This window comes from Oxalobacter vibrioformis, assembly GCF_027118995.1.
Lineage (GTDB): Bacteria > Pseudomonadota > Gammaproteobacteria > Burkholderiales > Burkholderiaceae_D > Oxalobacter > Oxalobacter vibrioformis.
The window spans coordinates 1,723,233-1,742,901 of sequence record NZ_CP098242.1; the positions used below are offsets into that span (position 1 = coordinate 1,723,233).

General features: G+C 54.1%; 12 protein-coding genes and 1 pseudogene. 4 read left to right on the forward strand and 9 right to left on the reverse strand.

Translation table 11 applies throughout. The annotated features are described in order from the left end of the window. Positions 1 to 41: 41 nt before the first annotated feature. From NB640_RS08620 to NB640_RS08650, 7 genes are all read right to left on the reverse strand, one after another. The gene (locus NB640_RS08620) at positions 42 to 806 is read right to left on the reverse strand and encodes a ZIP family metal transporter (protein WP_269310435.1); all 765 of its coding nucleotides are present in this window, start codon (positions 804 to 806) and stop codon (positions 42 to 44) included. Between the two features lie 82 nt (positions 807 to 888). Next, positions 889 to 1,962: a M48 family metallopeptidase gene (locus tag NB640_RS08625; RefSeq protein ID WP_269308318.1), complete on the reverse strand. Its 1,074-nt coding sequence runs from the start codon at positions 1,960 to 1,962 to the stop codon at positions 889 to 891. A 164-nt stretch (positions 1,963 to 2,126) separates the two neighbouring features. Continuing rightward, positions 2,127 to 2,576, reverse strand: coding sequence for a dUTP diphosphatase (gene dut, locus NB640_RS08630; RefSeq protein ID WP_269308319.1), 450 nt, complete (start codon positions 2,574 to 2,576; stop codon positions 2,127 to 2,129). Positions 2,577 to 2,587: 11 nt separating this feature from the next. Further along, on the reverse strand, positions 2,588 to 3,775 hold the full coding sequence (gene coaBC / locus NB640_RS08635; RefSeq protein ID WP_269308320.1) for a bifunctional phosphopantothenoylcysteine decarboxylase/phosphopantothenate--cysteine ligase CoaBC: 1,188 nt from the start codon (positions 3,773 to 3,775) through the stop codon (positions 2,588 to 2,590). 42 nt (positions 3,776 to 3,817) lie between these two features. Continuing rightward, complete coding sequence (gene lspA / locus NB640_RS08640; RefSeq protein WP_269308321.1) at positions 3,818 to 4,282, reverse strand: signal peptidase II; 465 nt, start codon at positions 4,280 to 4,282, stop codon at positions 3,818 to 3,820. A 97-nt stretch (positions 4,283 to 4,379) separates the two neighbouring features. Continuing rightward, positions 4,380 to 7,295, reverse strand: coding sequence for an isoleucine--tRNA ligase (ileS, locus tag NB640_RS08645; RefSeq protein ID WP_269308322.1), 2,916 nt, complete (start codon positions 7,293 to 7,295; stop codon positions 4,380 to 4,382). Positions 7,296 to 7,492: 197 nt separating this feature from the next. After that, positions 7,493 to 8,485: a bifunctional riboflavin kinase/FAD synthetase gene (locus NB640_RS08650; RefSeq protein WP_269308323.1), complete on the reverse strand. Its 993-nt coding sequence runs from the start codon at positions 8,483 to 8,485 to the stop codon at positions 7,493 to 7,495. 171 nt (positions 8,486 to 8,656) lie between these two features. Between NB640_RS08650 and NB640_RS08655 the strand changes: the two genes are divergently transcribed. Beyond that, positions 8,657 to 10,426, forward strand: a complete 1,770-nt coding sequence (locus tag NB640_RS08655) for an ABC transporter substrate-binding protein (RefSeq protein ID WP_269308324.1) — start codon at positions 8,657 to 8,659, stop codon at positions 10,424 to 10,426. A 37-nt stretch (positions 10,427 to 10,463) separates the two neighbouring features. On the opposite strand, the gene NB640_RS08660 is transcribed toward NB640_RS08655, so the two are convergent. Next, the gene (locus NB640_RS08660) at positions 10,464 to 13,649 is read right to left on the reverse strand and encodes a putative bifunctional diguanylate cyclase/phosphodiesterase (protein ID WP_269308325.1); all 3,186 of its coding nucleotides are present in this window, start codon (positions 13,647 to 13,649) and stop codon (positions 10,464 to 10,466) included. A 279-nt stretch (positions 13,650 to 13,928) separates the two neighbouring features. Here NB640_RS08660 and mobB point away from each other — a divergent pair, with 279 nt between their 5' ends. Next, positions 13,929 to 14,450 carry a molybdopterin-guanine dinucleotide biosynthesis protein B gene (mobB, locus tag NB640_RS08665; protein ID WP_269308326.1) on the forward strand — a complete coding sequence of 174 codons (522 nt, stop codon included), beginning with the start codon at positions 13,929 to 13,931 and terminating at the stop codon, positions 14,448 to 14,450. Between the two features lie 11 nt (positions 14,451 to 14,461). Here mobB and NB640_RS08670 read toward each other — a convergent pair whose 3' ends face one another. After that, positions 14,462 to 16,561 (reverse strand): FAD-dependent oxidoreductase, encoded by a 2,100-nt coding sequence (locus NB640_RS08670; protein ID WP_269308327.1) that lies wholly within the window; start codon positions 16,559 to 16,561, stop codon positions 14,462 to 14,464. Positions 16,562 to 16,887: 326 nt separating this feature from the next. Here NB640_RS08670 and NB640_RS08675 point away from each other — a divergent pair, with 326 nt between their 5' ends. Beyond that, positions 16,888 to 17,436, forward strand: a complete 549-nt coding sequence (locus NB640_RS08675; protein WP_269308328.1) for a 4Fe-4S dicluster domain-containing protein — start codon at positions 16,888 to 16,890, stop codon at positions 17,434 to 17,436. Between the two features lie 51 nt (positions 17,437 to 17,487). Further along, positions 17,488 to 19,649 (forward strand): annotated as a pseudogene (fdhF, locus tag NB640_RS08680) (formate dehydrogenase subunit alpha). The last annotated feature ends 20 nt before the right edge of the window (positions 19,650 to 19,669 follow it).

Genomic DNA, 19,669 nt, shown 5'->3' on the forward strand with positions numbered 1-19,669 from the left:
AAAAAATCGGGCAGAGACTTTTCAGGGTGTGTTAATACGCCCTAATGCGCGTGTCCATGCATGCTGCTGGTAATGACAAAAATAATGGCAACGCCCACGGTAATCAGGATGATCTGGGGAATGGTTTCCCTGATTGACGTGCGCCGCTGCATTTGGGGGATAAGGTCGGAGACGGCAATATAGATGAATCCGGCTGAGGCCAGCGCCAGCACGTAGGGAATCAGGCTTTGCACCTGCTCCAGCGTGTAATAGCCGACCAGCCCGCCGACAACAGCCAGCAAACTGCACAACAGGTTGTAAACATAAGCGCGTGTCCGGGAAAATCCTGCATTCAACAGAACAATAAAATCTCCCACTTCCTGTGGAATTTCGTGCGCAAAGATAGCCAGTGCGGTAATAACGCCCAGTTGGACGTCAGCCATGAAAGCTGCGGCGATCATGATACCATCCGTAAAATTGTGAAATCCGTCGCCAACCAGGATCATCCACCCGGTGGAGCCGGCTTCCCGCTTGTCGTGGCCGGCTTCATGGTCATGGCCGTCGCCTTCATGGTGATGCGAGTGCCGCAAAACGGAGAATTTTTCCAGCAGGAAGAATCCCAAAAGACCGCCTAATACGGTCGCGAAAAGACCCACAGGATCATGTGTCATCTCGAACGCTTCAGGAAGCGCATGCAAAAAGGTGGTGGACAGCATGACACCGACAGACAGGCTGACCATCCGTTCCACCATTTTTGACATGGTCGAAAACGACAGCACAGCGGCAATACTCAGGCTTGCAACACCGGAGATGAGTACAGCCAGCAGAATCCAGATGAGCGTAACGTTAATCTTGAGCCTCTGCAGTAGTTAGGTGGTTGATGCGATATTTTCGGGTTTGATACAGCGGTTACTTTTGTCTGGAAAGCGCTTGCTTTCTTTTTTCCGCTGATTTGATCCGGGAAATGGATTTGGGCATCAGTTCAAGGCGGGCACGGCTGTTGGGGTGGGCCGCAGTATAAGATGCCACATTGGAGGCTGGATAGGCACGGATGAAACGTGTCCAGAAATCCACGGCCGAATCAATTCCATAACCGGCTCTTAACGCCATGGCCAGTCCCAGCGTGTCTGAGTCCAGGTCAAACTGTTTGGTCATGGGTTTGGCCGGTTTGCTGGTGATGGTTGCTTTTGGTGTTACCTGTATCAGGTTGTCGATGGTCTTTTTGTTTGCTTCAGTCGTCTGCAGGGTACGGGCGTGATTCAGGATATTGTGCGCCATTTCCTTGCCGATGACATAGGCCAGTTCGTTGTCATTGGCGGCAAAACGCATCATGCCGCGCGTAATGAGAATACGCTGCCCGTCCGAATAGGCATTCACATTGTCGGTATGTCCTAGTTCGACCCTGAAACCACAGGCCCGCGTCAGCGGTACAACCAGGTCATAAGACGTGCCGTTGCGGTCGATTCTCATTTTGACGGATGAATTTTTCGAGACAATCGGGGAAAGCAGTTTCACCGTTTCCGTTTCGGCTGTCGGTCCTTGCGGCACCGGTTTGCCTTCAATTGTCAGGAGGATATCGCCACGTTCCAGTCCGGCCCTCTGTGCGCCGCCTCCCGGGATGACATTGGTCACCTGCAGCCTTTCATCCATCCCGAATACCTGGGATGCGGTAGATGTCATGCCGGAAGAGTAGGAGTATTTGTTCGTTGCGGCAAATCCAAGCAGGTTGCGCACCTGGTTGCGGCAGAGGTCTGCATTGCCTATCTGGAGCGTACCGGAAACCCGGTCAAGGCGATCCTGCATATCGACGATATGACGGAGTTTGTCATCCTTTGGCAACTGGCTGTAATTCTCCGGCTGATCCAGCGCCGGGGCGCCCGCACAGGCCGCCAGGAGGAAAACGGCAAAGAGTGCTGCAATCCGTCCTGCCTTGTGGTGAAACGCCGTCAATAAACGGGGAAAAGAAAAGAATACATGTGTCATAGTGATAGCCTGATTTTTTTGGAAACGCTGATTAAAAGGCTTTGAGAGCGAATTGCTGCGTTACGCGGTGCTCGCAACCTTCGCCTATCTTAAGATATGTCCTGGTTGCTTCGCTCCGTGCGCCTTGCACCTCATCTCCCAAAATCATGTAATCAGCGTTTCCTTTATTTTATTCCCGTACTGCCAAAGCCACCGTCTTTTCGCTGGCTTTCTCCAAATTCATCAACCACATTGAATGCGACCTGGAGCACCGGCACGATAACAAGCTGTGCCAGCCTTTCCATCGGATTCAAGGTATAAGTTTCCCGGCCCCGGTTCCACGCGGAAACCATGAGTTGTCCCTGGTAGTCGGAATCGATCAGACCAACCAGATTGCCAAGTACCATACCATGCTTGTGGCCCATGCCGCTACGCGGCAGGATAACCGCGGCATAGCCGGGGTCCGCAATATGGATGGCAAGCCCGGTCGGAACCAGATGCGTGTCTCCCGGTTCAAAAACAAGCGGCTCATCCAGGCATGCACGCAGATCCAGCCCTGCACTGCCGGCGGTTGCATAGGCCGGCAGGTGTTCTTTCATGCGGGCATCTACAATGTTGAGATCAATGGTTTTCATGGGATACGGTTTCAGATCCGTTTGGCGATTGCCTGGATCAGTTCTCGCGCCAGGGCCTGCTTGTCGGCCCGCGGCAGGCGGGTATTGCCTTTTTCATCAAAAAGGACCAGTTCGTTTTCATCAAGGCCAAAGGTCTCATGTCCGATATTGCCGACCAGAAGCGGGATTTCCTTGCGCAAGCGTTTTTCCTCACCATACTGGAGCAGGTTTTCCGATTCAGCGGCAAAGCCGACACAGTAGGGAGGATGATCAAGCTGGGCAACAGACGCTAAAATATCCGGATTTTCATCAAATTCCAGCACAGGCATACCGCTGCCGTCTTTCTTGAGTTTCTGGTTGCTGGCATTGGCCACACGCCAGTCGGCCACAGCGGCAACAGCGATGAAGATATCCTGCCCGCTTACCAGTGACATGACCATTTCATGCATCTGGACAGCCGTCGTGACATCGTAGCGCATGACGCCATAAGGCGTGGCAAGTGCTGTCGGGCCGGAAACCAGGTGGACTTCAGCGCCGGCTTCCCGGGCGGCGCACGCTACCGCATAGCCCATCTTGCCGGATGAGCGGTTGGTGATGCCGCGAACCGGGTCAATCGGCTCAAACGTCGGTCCGGCAGTAATCAGCACGCGTTTTCCTGCCAGGGCCTTGGGCTGGAAAGCTGCAATCACTTCTTCCAGCAGTTCGTGCGGTTCCAGCATCCGTCCCATGCCGGTGTCGCCGCAAGCCTGGTAACCGGCTGCCGGTCCCAGTATGCCGATGCCATCCGCTTTCAGTTGCGCCACATTCCGCTGGGTTGCCGTGTTTTGCCACATCTCGACATTCATGGCGGGAGCCACCATGAACGGCACATGGGACTGGCGTGCCAGGCACATGGACGACAGCAGATCGTCCGCAATGCCATTGGCCAGCTTGGCCATGAAATTGGCCGTACAGGGCGCAATAACAATGGCGTCAGCTCCCCGGATAAGGTCGATGTGCGGAATCATGTTTGCCGGTGGCGCTTCCCACTGGCTGGTATGGACAGGATATCCTGTGAGGGACTGCATGGTCAGGGGGGTGATGAAGCGCGTCGCACCATCCGTCATGACCACCTGCACTGATGCCCCGTCGCGGATGAGGGCACGGGCAAATTCAGCGGATTTGTAACAGGCGATACCGCCGGTCAGTCCCAGAACAATTTTTTTACCGGAGAGTTGCATACCACCTCCTGACGGATTAAGGGGATTTGATGATGTCATCGGTTATTTGCTCCTGTTAACACGCCTGAGCTCATCAAGTATAAATAACACGGCGCCAATGGTAATGGCACTGTCGGCTATGTTGAAAGCCGGCCAGTGCCATGTGCCGATATAAAAATCAATGAAATCCGTGACCTGGCCATAAAGGAGCCGGTCAATCAGATTGCCGATGGCACCGCCTAAAATCAGGGCAAATGCCCAGCAAAACAGTTTTTGTCCGGCATTTTTACGCATGAAGTACAGGATAAAGACAATGGCAATGAGGCTCACGCCCGTAAAAAAATAACGCTGCCAGCCTGAAGCCGAGGCCAGAAAACTGAAAGCGGCGCCCTTGTTATAGGCCAGTACCAGATTAAGAAATGCCGTCAGCTTGATGACCGGTACCCCATCGAGCAGCTTTACCATCCAGAGTTTGGTCAGCTGATCCGCTATGACGACGACTGCTGCAATGAGCAGCCATGGCATCATGCGGGGCCTGCTTCTGAACGTATAGTTTCCTGATCCCATGCCCTGTTGGTCTTTCTCTGATATTGCCAAAACTGAAATAATGACGCCTTGACCCGTATTATGCAAATTCCCGGTCTTCTCCACTGCCGTAAAGATTGGACATGCAGCGTGCGCACAGATGGGGGTGCTTCGGATCCGCACCCACATCCGGACGGTGGTGCCAGCAGCGGTCACACTTCTCAAACGGCGATGGCTTAACAGTAATCGACTCGGCTTCAGGGGTGCTGACTTCGATCACATCCGCTCTGGAGGTAATGAAAATAAACTTGAGATCATCATGCAGGCTCTTTAAGAGTTCCAGTTTTTCACCGCTGGCCCGGATTTCAATTTCGGCCTGCAGGGATGAGCCGATGGCACCGGACATGCGGACGGCTTCCAGTTCTTTGGTAATCTCGGAGCGGATTTCCTTGAGTCGCGCAAATTTTGCCAGCAGGGCTTCTCCATCCCTGATCTCGGGTAGCTCGTACGCTGTCTGGGTAAAGACGGTTTCATCGCTGCCGGCATATTCTGCCTGGCTGGCAAACACCGACCAGGCTTCCTCCATCGTGAAAGAAAGGATCGGTGAAACCAGGCGCAAAATGGCATGGGTAATATGCCACAGTGCTGTCTGGGCTGAACGCCTGGCTTTTGACACCTCACCCGCTGTATACAAACGGTCTTTCAGGATATCCAGATACAGGCTGCCGAGCTCTTCGGAGCAATAGGTCTGGAATTTGGATATGACAGGATGGAATTCAAATTCGTCATAATGCGCCATGATTTCCTGTTGCAGCGCATGCATGGAGGCGATCGCATACCGGTCGATTTCCAGCAGTTCATCAATCGGCACCGCATCCTTTTGCGGATCAAAGTCAGCGGTGTTGGCGAGCAGAAAGCGAAGGGTATTGCGAATCCTGCGGTAGGATTCGGTGACGCGTTTCAGGATTTCGTCAGAGATGGACAACTCGCCCGAATAATCCGTAGAGGCGACCCACAGGCGCAGGATATCGGCACCCAGCGTCTCAAACACTTTCTGTGGCGCGATCACATTGCCCAGCGACTTGGACATCTTCTTGCCCAGTCCGTCAACGACAAAGCCATGTGTCAGGAGCATTTTGTAAGGGGCCCGCCCATCCAGCATGGAGCCGGTCAAAAGCGATGAATGGAACCATCCGCGGTGCTGATCCGAGCCTTCCAGGTAAAGATCGGCAGGATATCCCAGTTCAGCCGCATGGGAGCCGCGCATGACGGTGGAATGCGTGATGCCGGAGTCAAACCAGACATCAAGCGTGTCACGGTTTTTCTCATACATGGCGGCTTCTTCGCCGAGCAGATCGTATGGCGTGATTTTCTGCCAGGCTTCAATCCCTTCTTTTTCGATCAGTCTGGCAATTTCTTCCAGCAGTTCCGGGGTTCTGGGGTGCAGTTCGCCGGTTTCCCTGTGGATGAAAAACGCCATGGGAACACCCCACTGACGCTGGCGTGAAAGGGTCCAGTCAGGGCGGTTTTCGATCATGCCGTGCAGGCGCGCCTTGCCCCAGGCCGGATAGAACGTTGTTGCTTCGACTCCCTTGAGTGCGGTTTCACGCAGGGAGGGGCCGCCATCCTTTGGTTTGCCATCCATGGTGGCAAACCATTGTGACGTCGCACGATACACAATCGGGCTCTTGTGCCGCCAGCAGTGCATATAACTGTGCGACATCATGTCCAGGTAAAAGAGTGTGCCTGCTTCACGCAGGGTGTCGCAGATGACACGGGAGGCATCCCAGATCGTCATGCCGCCGAAAAGCGGCAGGGTGGAGGCGTAGTGGCCATCGCCCATGACGGGATTCAAGACCTCGTCATCAGCCATGCCGTGGGCTTTGCAGGAAAGAAAGTCATCCACACCATAAGCCGGGGCGGAGTGAACAATACCGGTACCGGTATCCAGCGTGACGTATTCTTCCGTATAGACCGGAGAATAACGGCGGTAACCTTCGTGCATATAATAGAGCGGGTGCCTGAAGCGGATATTTTCCAGCGCGGCACCTTTGACTTTTGCCAGCGTTTTCCATGTTTCAACACCAAAAAGTTTCTGGAGCCAGGTTTTGCTTGGCTCATCTGCTGCAGGAACCCTGGCGCGCTCATCGGCCAGGATGAAGAGTCCTTTTTCTGTTTCGATCAGGGCATAGTCAAATTCCGGGTGGATGTTTAATGCCTGGTTTGACGGGATGGTCCAGGGGGTTGTTGTCCAGATGACGATATGGCCTTTTTCCGTTGGCAGCTTATCAAGGCCAAAGGCAGCGGCAATTTTTTCCGGCTCGCCAAATTCAAAACCGACATAGACTTCCGGGTCACGCTTGTCCTGGTATTCCACTTCGGCTTCCGCCAGCGCAGAGCCGCAGTCAAAACACCAGTTGACCGGTTTGAGTCCGCGGTACACATAGCCTTTTTCAAGCAGTTTGCCCAAAGCCCGCAATTCATTGGCTTCAGTGCGGTAATTCATGGTCAGGTAAGGGTTGTCCCATTCCCCCAGTACACCGAGGCGGATGAAGTCCTTTTTCTGGCGTTCTACCTGTTCACTGGCATAAGCCCTTGCTTTTGACTGGACGGTTTCCGTGGGCAGGTTTTTGCCATATTCCTTTTCGATCTGGATTTCAATCGGCATGCCGTGGCAGTCCCAGCCGGGCACATAAGGGGCGTCAAACCCCGCAAGCCCGCGGGTTTTGATCACAATGTCCTTTAAAATCTTGTTGACGGCATGGCCAATATGAATATCACCATTGGCATACGGTGGGCCATCATGCAGGATGAATGTGGGACGGCCTTTGGCGGCTTTGCGGATCCGCTCATAAATTTTCTTTTCCTGCCATTCTTTTACCCACAGCGGTTCGCGTTTGGCGAGATCACCCCGCATGGGGAAGGGGGTATCCGGCATGTTGACCGTATAATCTTTTTCCGGTTTTTTGCCGGCTTTGTTTTTGCCTTTGGGGCCGTCAGATGGTTTATTGGACATGTTTTTGTTCGGGTAATAACACAAATGAACTGAGTATTTTACTACTGTGCGCTGAATATGCCGTCAAATTTGCGGAAATGCTGATTAAAAGTCTTTGTGAGCGAATTGCTGCGTTACGCGGTGCTCGCAACCTTCGTCTATCTTGAGATATGCTTTGGTTGCTACGCGCCGTGCGCCTTGCCCTTCATCTCACAAAATCATTTAATCAGCGATTCCCTGCTTTTTTGTGAAAGCATTGCCATATTGCCGGGATCATCAAAAAAAGCCCGTGCGGTGTTGACGTCGGTGCCAATGGCTTTTATCAGCGCCGGCAGGCCCGGAAATTTCCGGTTATCCCGCAGCTTTTTCAGGAATTCGACATGGATCAGCCTGCCATAGCAGTTTTCGCCATAATCCAGGAGATGGGTTTCCAGCACGATACGCGGCGTTTCATCCACGGTCGGGCGGGTACCGATCATGGAAACTGCTGGCAGCGGATGCTCGGCCAGGCCATGCACACGGGTGATATAGACACCGGAAAGAATCGGATTGAAGCGGCGCATGGGCAGATTGGCTGTCGGAAATCCCAGACTGTGCCCGCGCTTGTCGCCATGAACAACGTGTCCGGAGATGTGATAAGGCATGCCGAGCAGTTTTTCTGCCAGGGTAAAGTCGTTATGTTTCAATGCATCGCGTACCGCCGATGAGGAGATACGGCTGTTTTTGTCGGTTACGGTTGGCATGACCTCGACTTCAAACCCGTATTTTTTTCCGGCCCGGATCAGGTCTTCCGTTGTGCCTTCCCGGTTTCTGGCAAAACGGAAGGCTTCTCCCACCACCAGCCATTTGACGTTCAGTCCCTTGAGCAGGATGGTTTCGATAAATGCTTCGGGCGTCAGGCCGGCGAGCGCATCATCAAAGCGCAGGAGAATGGTGCGGTCAATACAGGCGGCAGAAAGGGCTTTTAACTTGCTGCGTAAAGAGGAAATCGTCGTTGGCGCTTCATCAGGTTTCCCTGCTTTGAGGGCGAAGTACTGGCGGGGATGTGGTGTAAATGTCAGCACGGCCGACATCAGACCCCGCTGTTTTGCCGCCTGCCGGACATGATCGAGCAACGCCCTGTGTCCCCGGTGCACACCATCGAAATTGCCGATGGCAAGGGCACAGGGATGGGCAAAAGCGTCTGCTGGCAGGCCGCGAAAGATATTCATCTGTTATTTCGGGAGATTTTTTAAAAGCATAAAATTATAATGCTTCCAGCATGATTTCACCCAACATCCGGCAAATGCTTTTCGTGTCTGATAAAAACACAGGAATGAAGGGGCCGGTATGGCGGGCCGGGTGACGGAAAGTCCGCAACCGGACGATGAGGGTAAACGATAATGATGAAAACAATAAAACACAGCCTGGCTATTGTACTGGTATTGCTTTTTCTTCCGCCGCCTGTTTTTGCTGCCGCCGATCCCGGCAAGGTGATCCATACGGTATTTGAGGCGTCCGACGATGGTTTTGATATGGTCCGGACCCAGAATTATTATTCCGGATGGGTGGCCGATGCGATTTTTGAAACACTGCTCACCTATGACTATCTGGCCCGTCCTGCCAAACTGGTACCGAATACAGCCGAATCCATGCCGCAAATCAGTGAAGATGGCAAAACCCTGACATTTACCCTCCGGAAAAATATTTTCTTCACGCCGGACCCGGCATTCAAGGGAAAACGCCGTGAACTGACAGCAGCCGATTACGTCTATTCCATCAAACGGCTGGTCGATCCGGCAAACCGCTCCCCTTCGGCCAATTTTGTCACCGGCAAGATCGCCGGGCTTGATGAACTGGCAGAAAAAGCCAAAAAAAGCGGGCGTTTTGATTACGATGCCCCGGTGACGGGACTTTATGCACCGGATCGCTATACATTGAAAATCCATCTTTCCCGTCCCGACAGCAATTTCCTGTTTGCACTGGCTTATGGCGGGCTGGCCGCGGTCGCGCGGGAAGTGATCGAGCATTACGGTACCGAGAGCCGGATTCATCCTGTCGGCACCGGCCCTTACATGCTGGCGCAATATGTGCCGCGTAGCCGGGTCGTGCTGGTTGCCAATCCGGATTACCGAGGGTTTACCTGGAATTTTGAGTCATCAGGTGATCCAGGAGATGATGAGATCGTGCGCGACATGAAGGGCAAGGAGATGCCGCAGGTCGGCCGGGTGGAAATTGCCATTGTGGAGGAAGAACAGTCCCGGTGGCTGACTTTCCAGGAGGGGAAAATCGCTTTTGACAAGCTGCCCCAACTGGCTGCCCCGCTGGTGCTGGACGGGGATAAACTCAAGCCCGAGTATGCGGCACAAAAGCTGCGTCTGTACCGGATGATTGAGCCTGAGGCGACTTTTACCACCTTCAATTTCCGCGACCCGGTTGTTGGTGGGTTCAGCAGGGAAAAGATTGCCCTGCGGCGCGCTATTGCCATGGCGTACAGTGTGGAGGATGAAATTACCCTGTTGCGCAACGGGCAGGCGATCAAGGCGGAAATGATCGTGCCGGTTGGCGTGGTGGGCCATGACCCGTCTTATCGCAGCAGTATCGGGTATGAACCGGAGCTGGCATCTCGCCTGCTGGATCATTTTGGCTACAAGCGCCAGGCTGACGGGTACCGGACGATGCCTGACGGCAGCCCGCTTCTCCTTAAAATCCGCACAGAAGCCAGCGCCAGTTCAAAAATCGTATCGGAAATCTGGAAACGCGGGCTCGACAGGATCGGGGTGAGGGTGCAGTTTGATGTCAGTAATTTTGCTGATAACGTCAAGGATGCCACCGAGTGCCGCCTGATGATGTGGGGCAGCGCCTGGCATGCGGATTACCCGGAAGGAGAGAATTTCCTCCAGCTTTTGTACGGTCCCAATGCCGGGCAGGGCAATCACGGATGTTACCAGTCTGCGGCTTATGATGCACTCTACAAAAAAGCGATGGCCCTGCCAAGCGGCCCGGAGCGTCATGCGCTTTATGTCGCCATGAACCGCCAGATGGAAGCCGATACCGCCTGGTCGCTGCATGTCTCGCGCGTCAGGAACTGGCTGGTCAGGCCCTGGGTAAAAGGATTCAAGAAGCACCCCATCCTGCAGTCAGACTGGCAATATCTCGATGTGGAGAAATAAGCGGGCCATAGATAAGCAGACCGTGTGGGCTGATCTGTCAGGATGATGTTGTGTTGTCTGCGTAGGAAAGCAGGTGGCGGGTGGTATCCGCACTCGACATTGGCCTGGCATGGAGATATCCCTGAATGATGCGGCAATCGCGGCCGATCAGGTAGTCCAGCTGGGTTTTGGATTCCACCCCTTCTGCCACAATTTCCATGCCAATGGAGCGGGCCATGGCAATGATGGCGTGGATAATAGCCTCAGTCTTGCTGTTACCCACACGGCGAACAAAGAAGCGGTCAATCTTGAGCACATCAATCGGATATTCAACCAGCCTTTGCAGGGAGGAGTACTCAATACCGAAATCATCGATGGAGACAGACGCGCCCATCTGGCGCAGGCTCGACAGGTTGCCAATCACCTGGTCACGGTCTTCAAGCAATGCGCGCTCCGTGATTTCCAGCGCCAGTTTACTCGCCGGGAGTTTTGTTTGATCAAGCACTTTCCGGATATAGTCGACGAAATCCGGTGATGAGATTTTTTCAGGCAGGATGTTAATCGATACCCTGCCAAAATCAACGCCGTCATCCAGCCATTGTTTAGCCTGTTTACACGCCATTTCCAGCATCCGGGCATCGATTTCCGGCATCATGCCGGACAGGATGGCCACATCCATGAATTCGCCCGGCATCAGGATGCCATGATCCGGATGCGCCCAGCGAACCAGGGCTTCCACACTGACGCCCCGTTTTTCTTCGGTATCAAAGATCGGCTGGAAGTAAGGGACAAACTGGCGCTCTTCCAGTGCGGTACGCAACTCTGCTTCCATCTGTTTTCTGGCCTGAATCTTGTTCTGCATGGATTCCTCGAAGAAGCGGAAGCGGGTGCCGCCTTCGGTCTTGGCCTGGTACATCGCCATATCGGCATGCATCAGAATATGCTCAATGTCAGTATCTTCACCGGAGAAGGTGGCAATACCGATACTGGTGTAGATGCGCAGTTCATGGCCGTCAAGGGTTACCGCCTGATCCAGCTGGTCTAAAATCTGCTGGGCCAGGATGGCGGCGTCATCCGGCGCTGCCAGATCCGTCATGATGACGGCGAATTCATCACCACCCAGTCGGGCCACGGTATCTGTTTTGCGCGAACGCTGCTGCAGTACCTGGGCAACATTCACGAGAAGCGCATCACCAATGGCATGGCCCAGCGTATCGTTGACCTGTTTGAAACGGTCCAGGTCAAAGAAAAGCAGGGCGCCCGCCTTGCGGGAGCGGCTGGCCTGGTGCATGGCTTTCTGCAGGCGCTCGTGAAAGAGCAGTCGGTTGGCGAGGCCCGTTAATGGATCATGGCTGGCCAGATGCTGGGCCTTGGCTTCAGCCGCCCGCCGGATTTCGATTTCACCGCGAAGCAGGCCATTGATTTCAGACAGTTCCTGGGTCCGCTCGGCAATACGGATTTCCAGGTTATCCTTGATTTCCCTGAGTTCACTTTCCTTCTGGGTACAGATATTCACTCCCTCTTTCAGGCGGAAGCGGTTAAAGCCTGCATTGAGCCACTTGATCCGGCTTGAAAGGAAAGAGGCCATCCAGATGGCAATAACAATAACAATGCCCACCATGACCAGTGTGGAAATGATGAGGCTGTATGCCATTTTGGTCATGCCATCCTGGACCGTTTTCTCGGCTTTGCGCCCCTGCTCCAGCATGGCCTGGTCTGCCTTGGCAATAACAAGGTCAAGGCGGGCCTTGGATTCATTGGCCGCCCGGTGGAAATCATCCACATTGGCGCCGATCGTCACGATACCGAAGCCGCGCTTGTTGCCTGCAGCTTCCGGGCTGTACTGGCCGGTGTAATACGGAATGGCTGCGGTGGTGGTCAGTTTCCACAGGCCGCTCCATAAAATCAGGAAAGAGCCTGAACCGCCGGAATTGGCCAGGTTGTACCAGCCGGTGCACTGTGGCGCAAAATTGAGCCAGCGGCAATCCAGGCCGACATTGCCGGCATCGGTCAGTTCTTTGGCGGGCTTGCGGCTTTGCAACTGGTTGACGAAAGTCGGCGCGGTTTTGATGAATTCGGTATAAGGCATACCGCTACGCTTCCATTCTTCATAAACCACGTCTTCCAGCCAGGGGACTTCCGGCTCACCCGTTTCGGCGTTGTATCCGGTAATGGAATGATGGCGGGGATGGACAATGCTGCGGCCCTTGTAGTCCCCGATAAACGCATAGTTGCCATCTGATGCGTCATTGATATCCCGGTAGCGTTCGGATGTCGGCACAATGGTATCGGTAAAGGACATCAGGTGGTCGTGGTTCAGTGCCAGCGTGACCCATCCCGTTATCTGTCCGCCCCTGACAACAGGCGTTGCCCAGCGGACAATGCCCTTGAAGCGCTTGCCGACCGGATTTTCCTTGCCGGCATAGGCGCTGTTTTCCGGCTCATAGGCAATCCCTTTTTTTGCTGCAGTTTCCGGTGTGTAATGGCCGATGATTTTCGAGCCCACATAGGTGCCGATCACATCAGAGACGTAAATGTCACCCGGCTTGAGTTTTTTGAGTTCATTGAAATACGTTTCCGCCCTGGCAAAGGTATTCATGCGGTTGGAAACGTCCTTGAGTGCCGAAGATACACGGTCAGAGGTGGTGACCTTGATTCGCTCCTTGCCATCCAGCCCGACAAAGGTCATTTCCAGATAAAGCGGCGTACGCTTTGATCTGAGCGGTACCGGCTGGCGATAATGAAAATCTTTTGCGTTGTCAGGACTGCCTGGATCGGCTGATGAGCCGCCTTCTTTTGGCGCGTCGACCGGTTCCCAGGATTTGCCGTCTTCTGCCAGTTTCCACTCCCCGTGGTAAATCAGGTCGCGCTGCTTGTTTTCGATGAAGTTCCGGTAAAGGGCCACGCTGGGTTCCAGGGAACGGGCGTAGCTAATATCCGCATCCCGGCCATACAGAAAGTCGGCCACGGCGCGAGCGGTGTCGGTCGTCTGTCTTTCGATTTCTTCCCGGGCGCGTGAGTCAAGAGCCGCTACCGCATCGGCAATAGCGGTGTCGCCTACGTACTGAATAGTTTCATCAGCCATCTCAACCAGGTGCTCAGCCTGTTGGGTCAGGTCCTTCGCCGTCTGGTAAGAGTGGCTCCATGCCATCCATCCCAGCAAAAGCAGCAGCAGAACCTTGATGACCACAAAGACAAGGATCAGCCTGATTCGCAGAGAAAGTTTTCCCCAGATTTCCATCATGTAGTGTAGCCCGTTCTGATACCACTTTTTACGGTCATCCTGTTTCCCTGACCTTTGGCGGAAATATATCTGATCGTAAAAAGATAATGCTATAATATTGCATTACGGCAACAATGTCAGTTGCTTTAGGGACATAATAATTATTCAAGGAATATTTTATTGTGGTGTTTTTCCGTTTTTTGTTTTCCGTGAGGAAATGCGCCTTTATTGTTAATTGTAAGAAATGTTGATTCTTTGCAATACGGTAAAATGAAAGGGTTTCCTCACCTTTATTAAGCGATGACTCTCCGATTTTCCCTTCTTGGCATAGCAGGCTGGTCAGGCAGCGGCAAGACCAGCCTGCTTGAAAAACTGCTGCCTTTGCTGATCGCCCGCGGTTGCCGGGTCAATGTGATAAAGAGCAGCCATCATGATGTGCAGATTGAGCCGCCGCACAAGGACAGTGCCCGCATGCGGGCAGCGGGTGCCGCCGAGGTGATGCTGTCTTCCCCGCACCGTTATATGCTGGTGCATGAGCTGCGGGGAGCGGATATACCGGCACTGGATGAGCTGACAGGCAGGATGACGCCTGCCGATATCACGCTGGTGGAAGGGTTTCGGGCTGAAGCCATCCCGAAGCTGGAGGTTTTCAGGCCTGCTGTCGGCAAGTCAGCCATTTACCCGGATGATACGACCATTGTGGCGGTCGCATCGGATGTGCCGTGTCCGGAAAATCTGTCGCGCCAGGTGGACTGGCTGGACTTGAACCGCCCGGAAAAAATATGCGACTGGCTTTTTGAAAGCCAATCGCATTTGCGTTAACGCGAAACCGGTTATCTTCCGGCAGCAATCCAGCGCATGTCGCTGAGTGACTCCACAGCACGCAGTCGGGCACACGACGAACACATAACGACATCCGTCTCGCCGGGGCCGCCCATGCTGGAACGGGTTTTGCCATACTGAACGGAAGAAACGAAGGGTTTGTCACAGCAACTGCATACCTGCAATGGCTGGCTTCTGACCACAGTACCGGTAATTTCGGTGACCCGCATCCCGTCGCGGTTTTCCACACGGATGGCGCCGGTCGGGCAGACGGCGGCACAGGCGCCGCAACCGATACACAGGCTGGCAGGGCGGAGGAAGTCCTCAAATACCAGGCGGCGGTTACCGGTTTCAACCATTCTCAATGCCTCTGCGCCCACCTGGATACAGGCCAGCTCACACAGGCCGCAGCCGATACAGAGGTCACAACGCAGGCAGCGTCCGGCTTCGGCGCGCGCCTCGTTTTCATCCCAGTCAAACTGGATAAAGTCATGTGACCATTTCCGGGTGTCGGGGTCTTTTTCCGGCACGTGAGGGCGGCTCTTGCTGAGCCGGAAAGCCGCATCAACGGACAGATAAGGCACTTCATCGCGGCGCTGTGGCTTGAGCGAGGGCAGATCCATTTCCTTTTTCATCAGCCAGGAATCAATCGCTTCTGCTGCCCGCTTGCCGGAGCCTATCGCGGCAACGACCGTGCTGGCGCCATGCTGGATGTCGCCGCCTGAGAAAATACCCGGTTCACCGGTTTCCAGTGTAACGGGATCAGCGACGATATTGCCCCATTCGAGTTCGATCTTGCTGCCATCGAGCCAGGCGATGTCGCCATCCTGGCCGATACCCGCAATGATCTGGTCGGCGCGGATGGTCACCGGTTTGGCGGTGTCCGCATCCGGTGCATTTTTGGAGCGGGCAAATTCAATGAGGTTGCCTTCCATGATTTTGGTCGGTGCCCAAAGCTCGACAAGTTCCACCCCTTCGTCCAATGCCATGACGACTTCATGCGGGTTGGCGGGCATATCCTTTCGGGTGCGCCGATACCACATCTGCACCTTGGTCGCCCCCTGGCGAAAGGCGGTCATCGCCACGTCGATAGCGGCATTACCGCCCCCGATTACGATCACATGTGGTCCGACTTTCGGGTCTTTTCCGTCCCTGACCGCGGAAAGAAAGTCCATGCCGCCCAGCACAAACGGCAGGTCATCTCCTTCAATGCCGAGGCGGCGGGAAAACGGCAGGCCAATCGCAACAAACGTCGCATCAAACCCCTGGTCTTGGAATTCCCGTATGTTTTTTACCTTGTAACCATTATGGATTTCGACACCCATTTTCCGGACCTGGTTGATTTCATCCTGAAGAATCTGGTTGGGCAGACGATAGTTCGGGATACCGTAACGCATGGTGCCCCCCGGTTCCTCCCGCTCATCAAAAATTTCGACATGGTGGCCTTTCTGGGCAAGGTAGTAGGCCGTTGTCACGCCTGCCGGACCCGCACCGATAATGGCGACTTTCCTGCCGGTTGCCGGGGCGATTTCCTGCATCGGATAAGACGGGCTGCATCTGGCGGCAATGGATTTCATCGGCTTGATGAGTACCGGCTGGCTGACGGTTTTCTGCACACAGGCCTCCTCGCAGGGTGCCGGGCAGACCAGACCGCAGGAATTAGGCAGCGGGGTATCTTTCAACAGGACGGAAAGCGATGCGTCATAATTGCCGTGTCCGATATGCGCAATCATGCTCGGGATATCAATATGCGCCGGACAGGCTTCCTGGCAGGGAACCAGACGGGGCTCAAAACAGATGCCGGCATTGCAGGCGCTGTCGGTAATGTGCATCAGCCATTTGTCCCGTGCCATGTCAAGTGAGGTTTCAAGGGAGGTGACAAGTGAGTGCTCACTTTCGGGAAGTGCTTTGACGGCTTTTGCCAGTTCGTCAAGATGCCCAACGGTAGCGCGCCCGAGGCTGATTTCGGTAATCATGCGTCCTGCTTCCGCTAAAGCGGAGCGAAGCGCCGGGGATTGGTTTTCTTCTGAATGAAGGCGGATGCGAAGGGCTTCCAGATGCTCTGTTACCGGGCAGACCTCTTTTTCGGGTTCATTGCTTTTGTCCGTCATTGTCAGCTTTTTTCCGTCTGAAATTGATCAATACATAAAACCTGCATTCGGCAGGTGGATGTCTCAAGAGGTAAAAAGCATAACATGCTGATACCCACATGCAAAATGACCCCGATCCACAATTTGCCTGTTGCGGTTTAAATCCGGGGACATTATGGCACATTGATGGTATTTTCGTTGGGGAGAAGGGGGCTGAATATCAGAGGGTTTTTTGTGCGGGCTGCACGCTTTTTTCATTTTGCGGTTACCATAACGGGTGTCGGCATCAGGCTTGCCTGACACGGCATTTATTAACGAAAATTTACGGAAAAACCAGGGAGAGAAGGATGAATCGTTTTGTCATAGCCGAACCGGATAAATGCATTGGGTGCCGTACATGCGAAGTGGCATGTGTACTGGCGCATCCGGTGGGCGCACAAAAGGGTCTGGAACTCGCTGCCGAAAATTTCAATCCAAGACTCAGGCTGGTCAGGAGTCTGACGCTGACCGCACCGGTGCAGTGCCGCCAGTGTGAGAATGCCCCCTGCGTCAACGTCTGTCCCACCGGTGCACTGGTCTATGACCGTAATACCGTTCAGCTTCTGGCAGAGCGTTGTATCGGCTGCCAGTCCTGTGTCATTGCCTGCCCCTTTGGTGCAATGGAGATGGTCAACCAGCCCGTTAAGGAACAAAACCTGGGACCGCTTCATGTCAAGTCGACAATTTCCATCGCCCAGAAGTGTGATTTGTGTATTAATGTGGAAACCGGCCCGGCCTGTATGGCGGTGTGCCCGACCAAGGCGCTTCACCTGGTGGACCCGGATGCGATTCAGGATAAAACCCGCCGAAAGCGCGAAAAGTCCGCTTTCAATATGCCGACGGATGCTTTCAGGTAAAGGTCGGTTTGATAGAGGCTGTCAATTCAGCAGAAGTGAGCAGGTGAAAATATGGAAAAAGTGATCGTTGTCTGCCCGTATTGCGCGTCAGGCTGCAAAATCAACCTTGTGGTTGAAAACGGGGAAATCATCAGGGCCGAAGGGGCCAATGGCCATACCAACCAGGGGGAGTTGTGTCTGAAAGGCTACTATGGCTGGGATTTTCTGAATGATACCAAGCTGTTGACGCCGCGTTTGAAGCAACCCATGATCCGCCGGAAAAAAGGGGGGAATTTGAAGCCGTGTCCTGGGACGAAGCGATTGAATTTGCCAGCTCCCGCCTGATGGCCATCAAGGAAAAGCATGGTCCGGATGCCATCATGATGACCGGCTGTTCACGCGGACCGGGCAATGAAGCCAATTATGTGGCGCAGAAAGTGGCCAGGGCCGTTGTCGGGACAAACAATATCGACTGTTGTGCCCGTGTCTGTCACGCGCCTTCTGTTGCCGGGCTGGATGTGACGCTGGGCAATGGCGCCATGAGCAACTCCATCAATGAGATCGAGGACACGCAATGTATTCTGGTGTTTGGATACAATGCCGCGGATTCCCATCCCATCGTGGCGCGCCGTATCCTGAAAGCCAAGGAAAAAGGCGCTAAGATCATTGTCTGTGATCCGCGCGTGATCGAGACGGTTCGCATTGCCGATTTGCATCTGCCACTCAGGAATGGTTCCAACATGGCGCTGGTGAATGCCTTTGCCAATGTACTGCTCGAAGAGGGGTTGTACAACCCGGATTACGTCGAGAACTTTGCTGAAGGGTTTGACGAGTATCGCGAAATCATTTCCAAGTACACGCCGGAATATGTCGAGGAAATAACCGGACTCGATCCGGAGCTGATTCGCGATGCCATGTATATGTATGCTTCCGCGCCTTCTGCCACCATCCTCTGGGGCATGGGCGTCACGCAGTGGGGACAGGCCGTGGATGTGGTGAAAGGCCTCTCAAGCATCGCTGTCATGACAGGGAACCTGGGACGCCCGAATGTGGGGGTGGGGCCGGTACGTGGACAGAACAATGTCCAGGGCGCATGTGATATGGGGGTATTGCCGGGTACGCTGCCCGGGTATTACAAGGTATGGGATGAAGAAGCCCGGAATAAATTCGCCAACGCCTGGGGCGTTCCCTCTCTTCCCGAAAAAGTCGGTTTTCACCTGACCGAGATACCGCACGCCATTCATGACGACAAGCTCAAGGCATGCTGGATTTTCGGTGAGGATCCTTTCCAGACCGAGCCGGATCTTGCCACCTTGCGCAAGGAATTTGCCAAGCTGGAACTCTTTATCGTGCAGGATATTTTCATGACAAAAACCGCCATGGAAGCGGACGTCATTTTCCCGGCCACCTCATGGGGTGAGCATGAAGGGGTGTATTCTGCGGCAGACCGGGGATTCCAGCGCTTTTACAAGGCGGTGGAGCCCAAGGGGGATGTAAAACCGGACTGGGAAATCCACAGCCTGATGGCAACGGCAATGGGTTACCCGATGAAGTACAACAATACCCAGGAAATCTGGGATGAAATCCGGGAGCTGTGCCATCTGTACAAAGGGGCAACGTATGAGAAAATGGCCGGGCTGGCCTATGTCCCCTGGCCCTGCCTGGATGAGGATGATCCGGGAACCCCATGGCTGTATGAGGGCAATAAATTTGATACACCGAGCGGCAAGGCGCTTTTATTTGCTGCTGAGTGGCGTCCCCCATCGGAATCAACCGACCTCGAATTTCCCATGACGCTTTGTACGGTCCGTGAAGTGGGACATTATTCCTGCCGCTCGATGACGGGGAACTGTGCTGCATTACAGACACTGGCCAATGAACCGGGCTTTGTGCAGATTCATCCGGCGGATGCGTCAAAGCTGGAGATCCGGGATCAGGAACTGGTCTGGGTGGAATCACGCAGGGGCCGGGTCATTACCCGGGCCAATATCAATGAAAGAGCCAATGAGGGAGCGGTCTACATGACGTACCAGTGGTGGATCGGCGCGTGTAACGAACTGACAGCCGAACATCTGGACCCGATTTCCAAGACGCCGGAGCATAAGTACAGTGCGGTAAGGGTAGAGCGTATTGTCGACCAGGCATCGGCAGAGCAGTACGTGCTGGATACCTACAATAAGATGAAGTCAGACATGCGTAATGCCGTGATTGACATCGCGGTTGAAACGGCCTGACCTGTTTTTCTTTCCATGAA

What these genes read in the sequence shown, in the direction of transcription:
- NB640_RS08625 (WP_269308318.1), bottom strand. Translation starts at nt 1,962, where the DNA reads ATGACACATGTATTCTTTTCTTTTCCCCGTTTATTGACGGCGTTTCAC.
- dut (WP_269308319.1), bottom strand. Translation starts at nt 2,576, where the DNA reads ATGAAAACCATTGATCTCAACATTGTAGATGCCCGCATGAAAGAACAC.
- coaBC (WP_269308320.1), bottom strand. Translation starts at nt 3,775, where the DNA reads ATGCAACTCTCCGGTAAAAAAATTGTTCTGGGACTGACCGGCGGTATC.
- lspA (WP_269308321.1), bottom strand. Translation starts at nt 4,282, where the DNA reads ATGATGCCATGGCTGCTCATTGCAGCAGTCGTCGTCATAGCGGATCAG.
- ileS (WP_269308322.1), bottom strand. Translation starts at nt 7,295, where the DNA reads ATGTCCAATAAACCATCTGACGGCCCCAAAGGCAAAAACAAAGCCGGC.
- NB640_RS08650 (WP_269308323.1), bottom strand. Translation starts at nt 8,485, where the DNA reads ATGAATATCTTTCGCGGCCTGCCAGCAGACGCTTTTGCCCATCCCTGT.
- NB640_RS08655 (WP_269308324.1), top strand. Translation starts at nt 8,657, where the DNA reads ATGATGAAAACAATAAAACACAGCCTGGCTATTGTACTGGTATTGCTT.
- NB640_RS08660 (WP_269308325.1), bottom strand. Translation starts at nt 13,649, where the DNA reads ATGATGGAAATCTGGGGAAAACTTTCTCTGCGAATCAGGCTGATCCTT.
- mobB (WP_269308326.1), top strand. Translation starts at nt 13,929, where the DNA reads ATGACTCTCCGATTTTCCCTTCTTGGCATAGCAGGCTGGTCAGGCAGC.
- NB640_RS08670 (WP_269308327.1), bottom strand. Translation starts at nt 16,561, where the DNA reads ATGACGGACAAAAGCAATGAACCCGAAAAAGAGGTCTGCCCGGTAACA.
- NB640_RS08675 (WP_269308328.1), top strand. Translation starts at nt 16,888, where the DNA reads ATGAATCGTTTTGTCATAGCCGAACCGGATAAATGCATTGGGTGCCGT.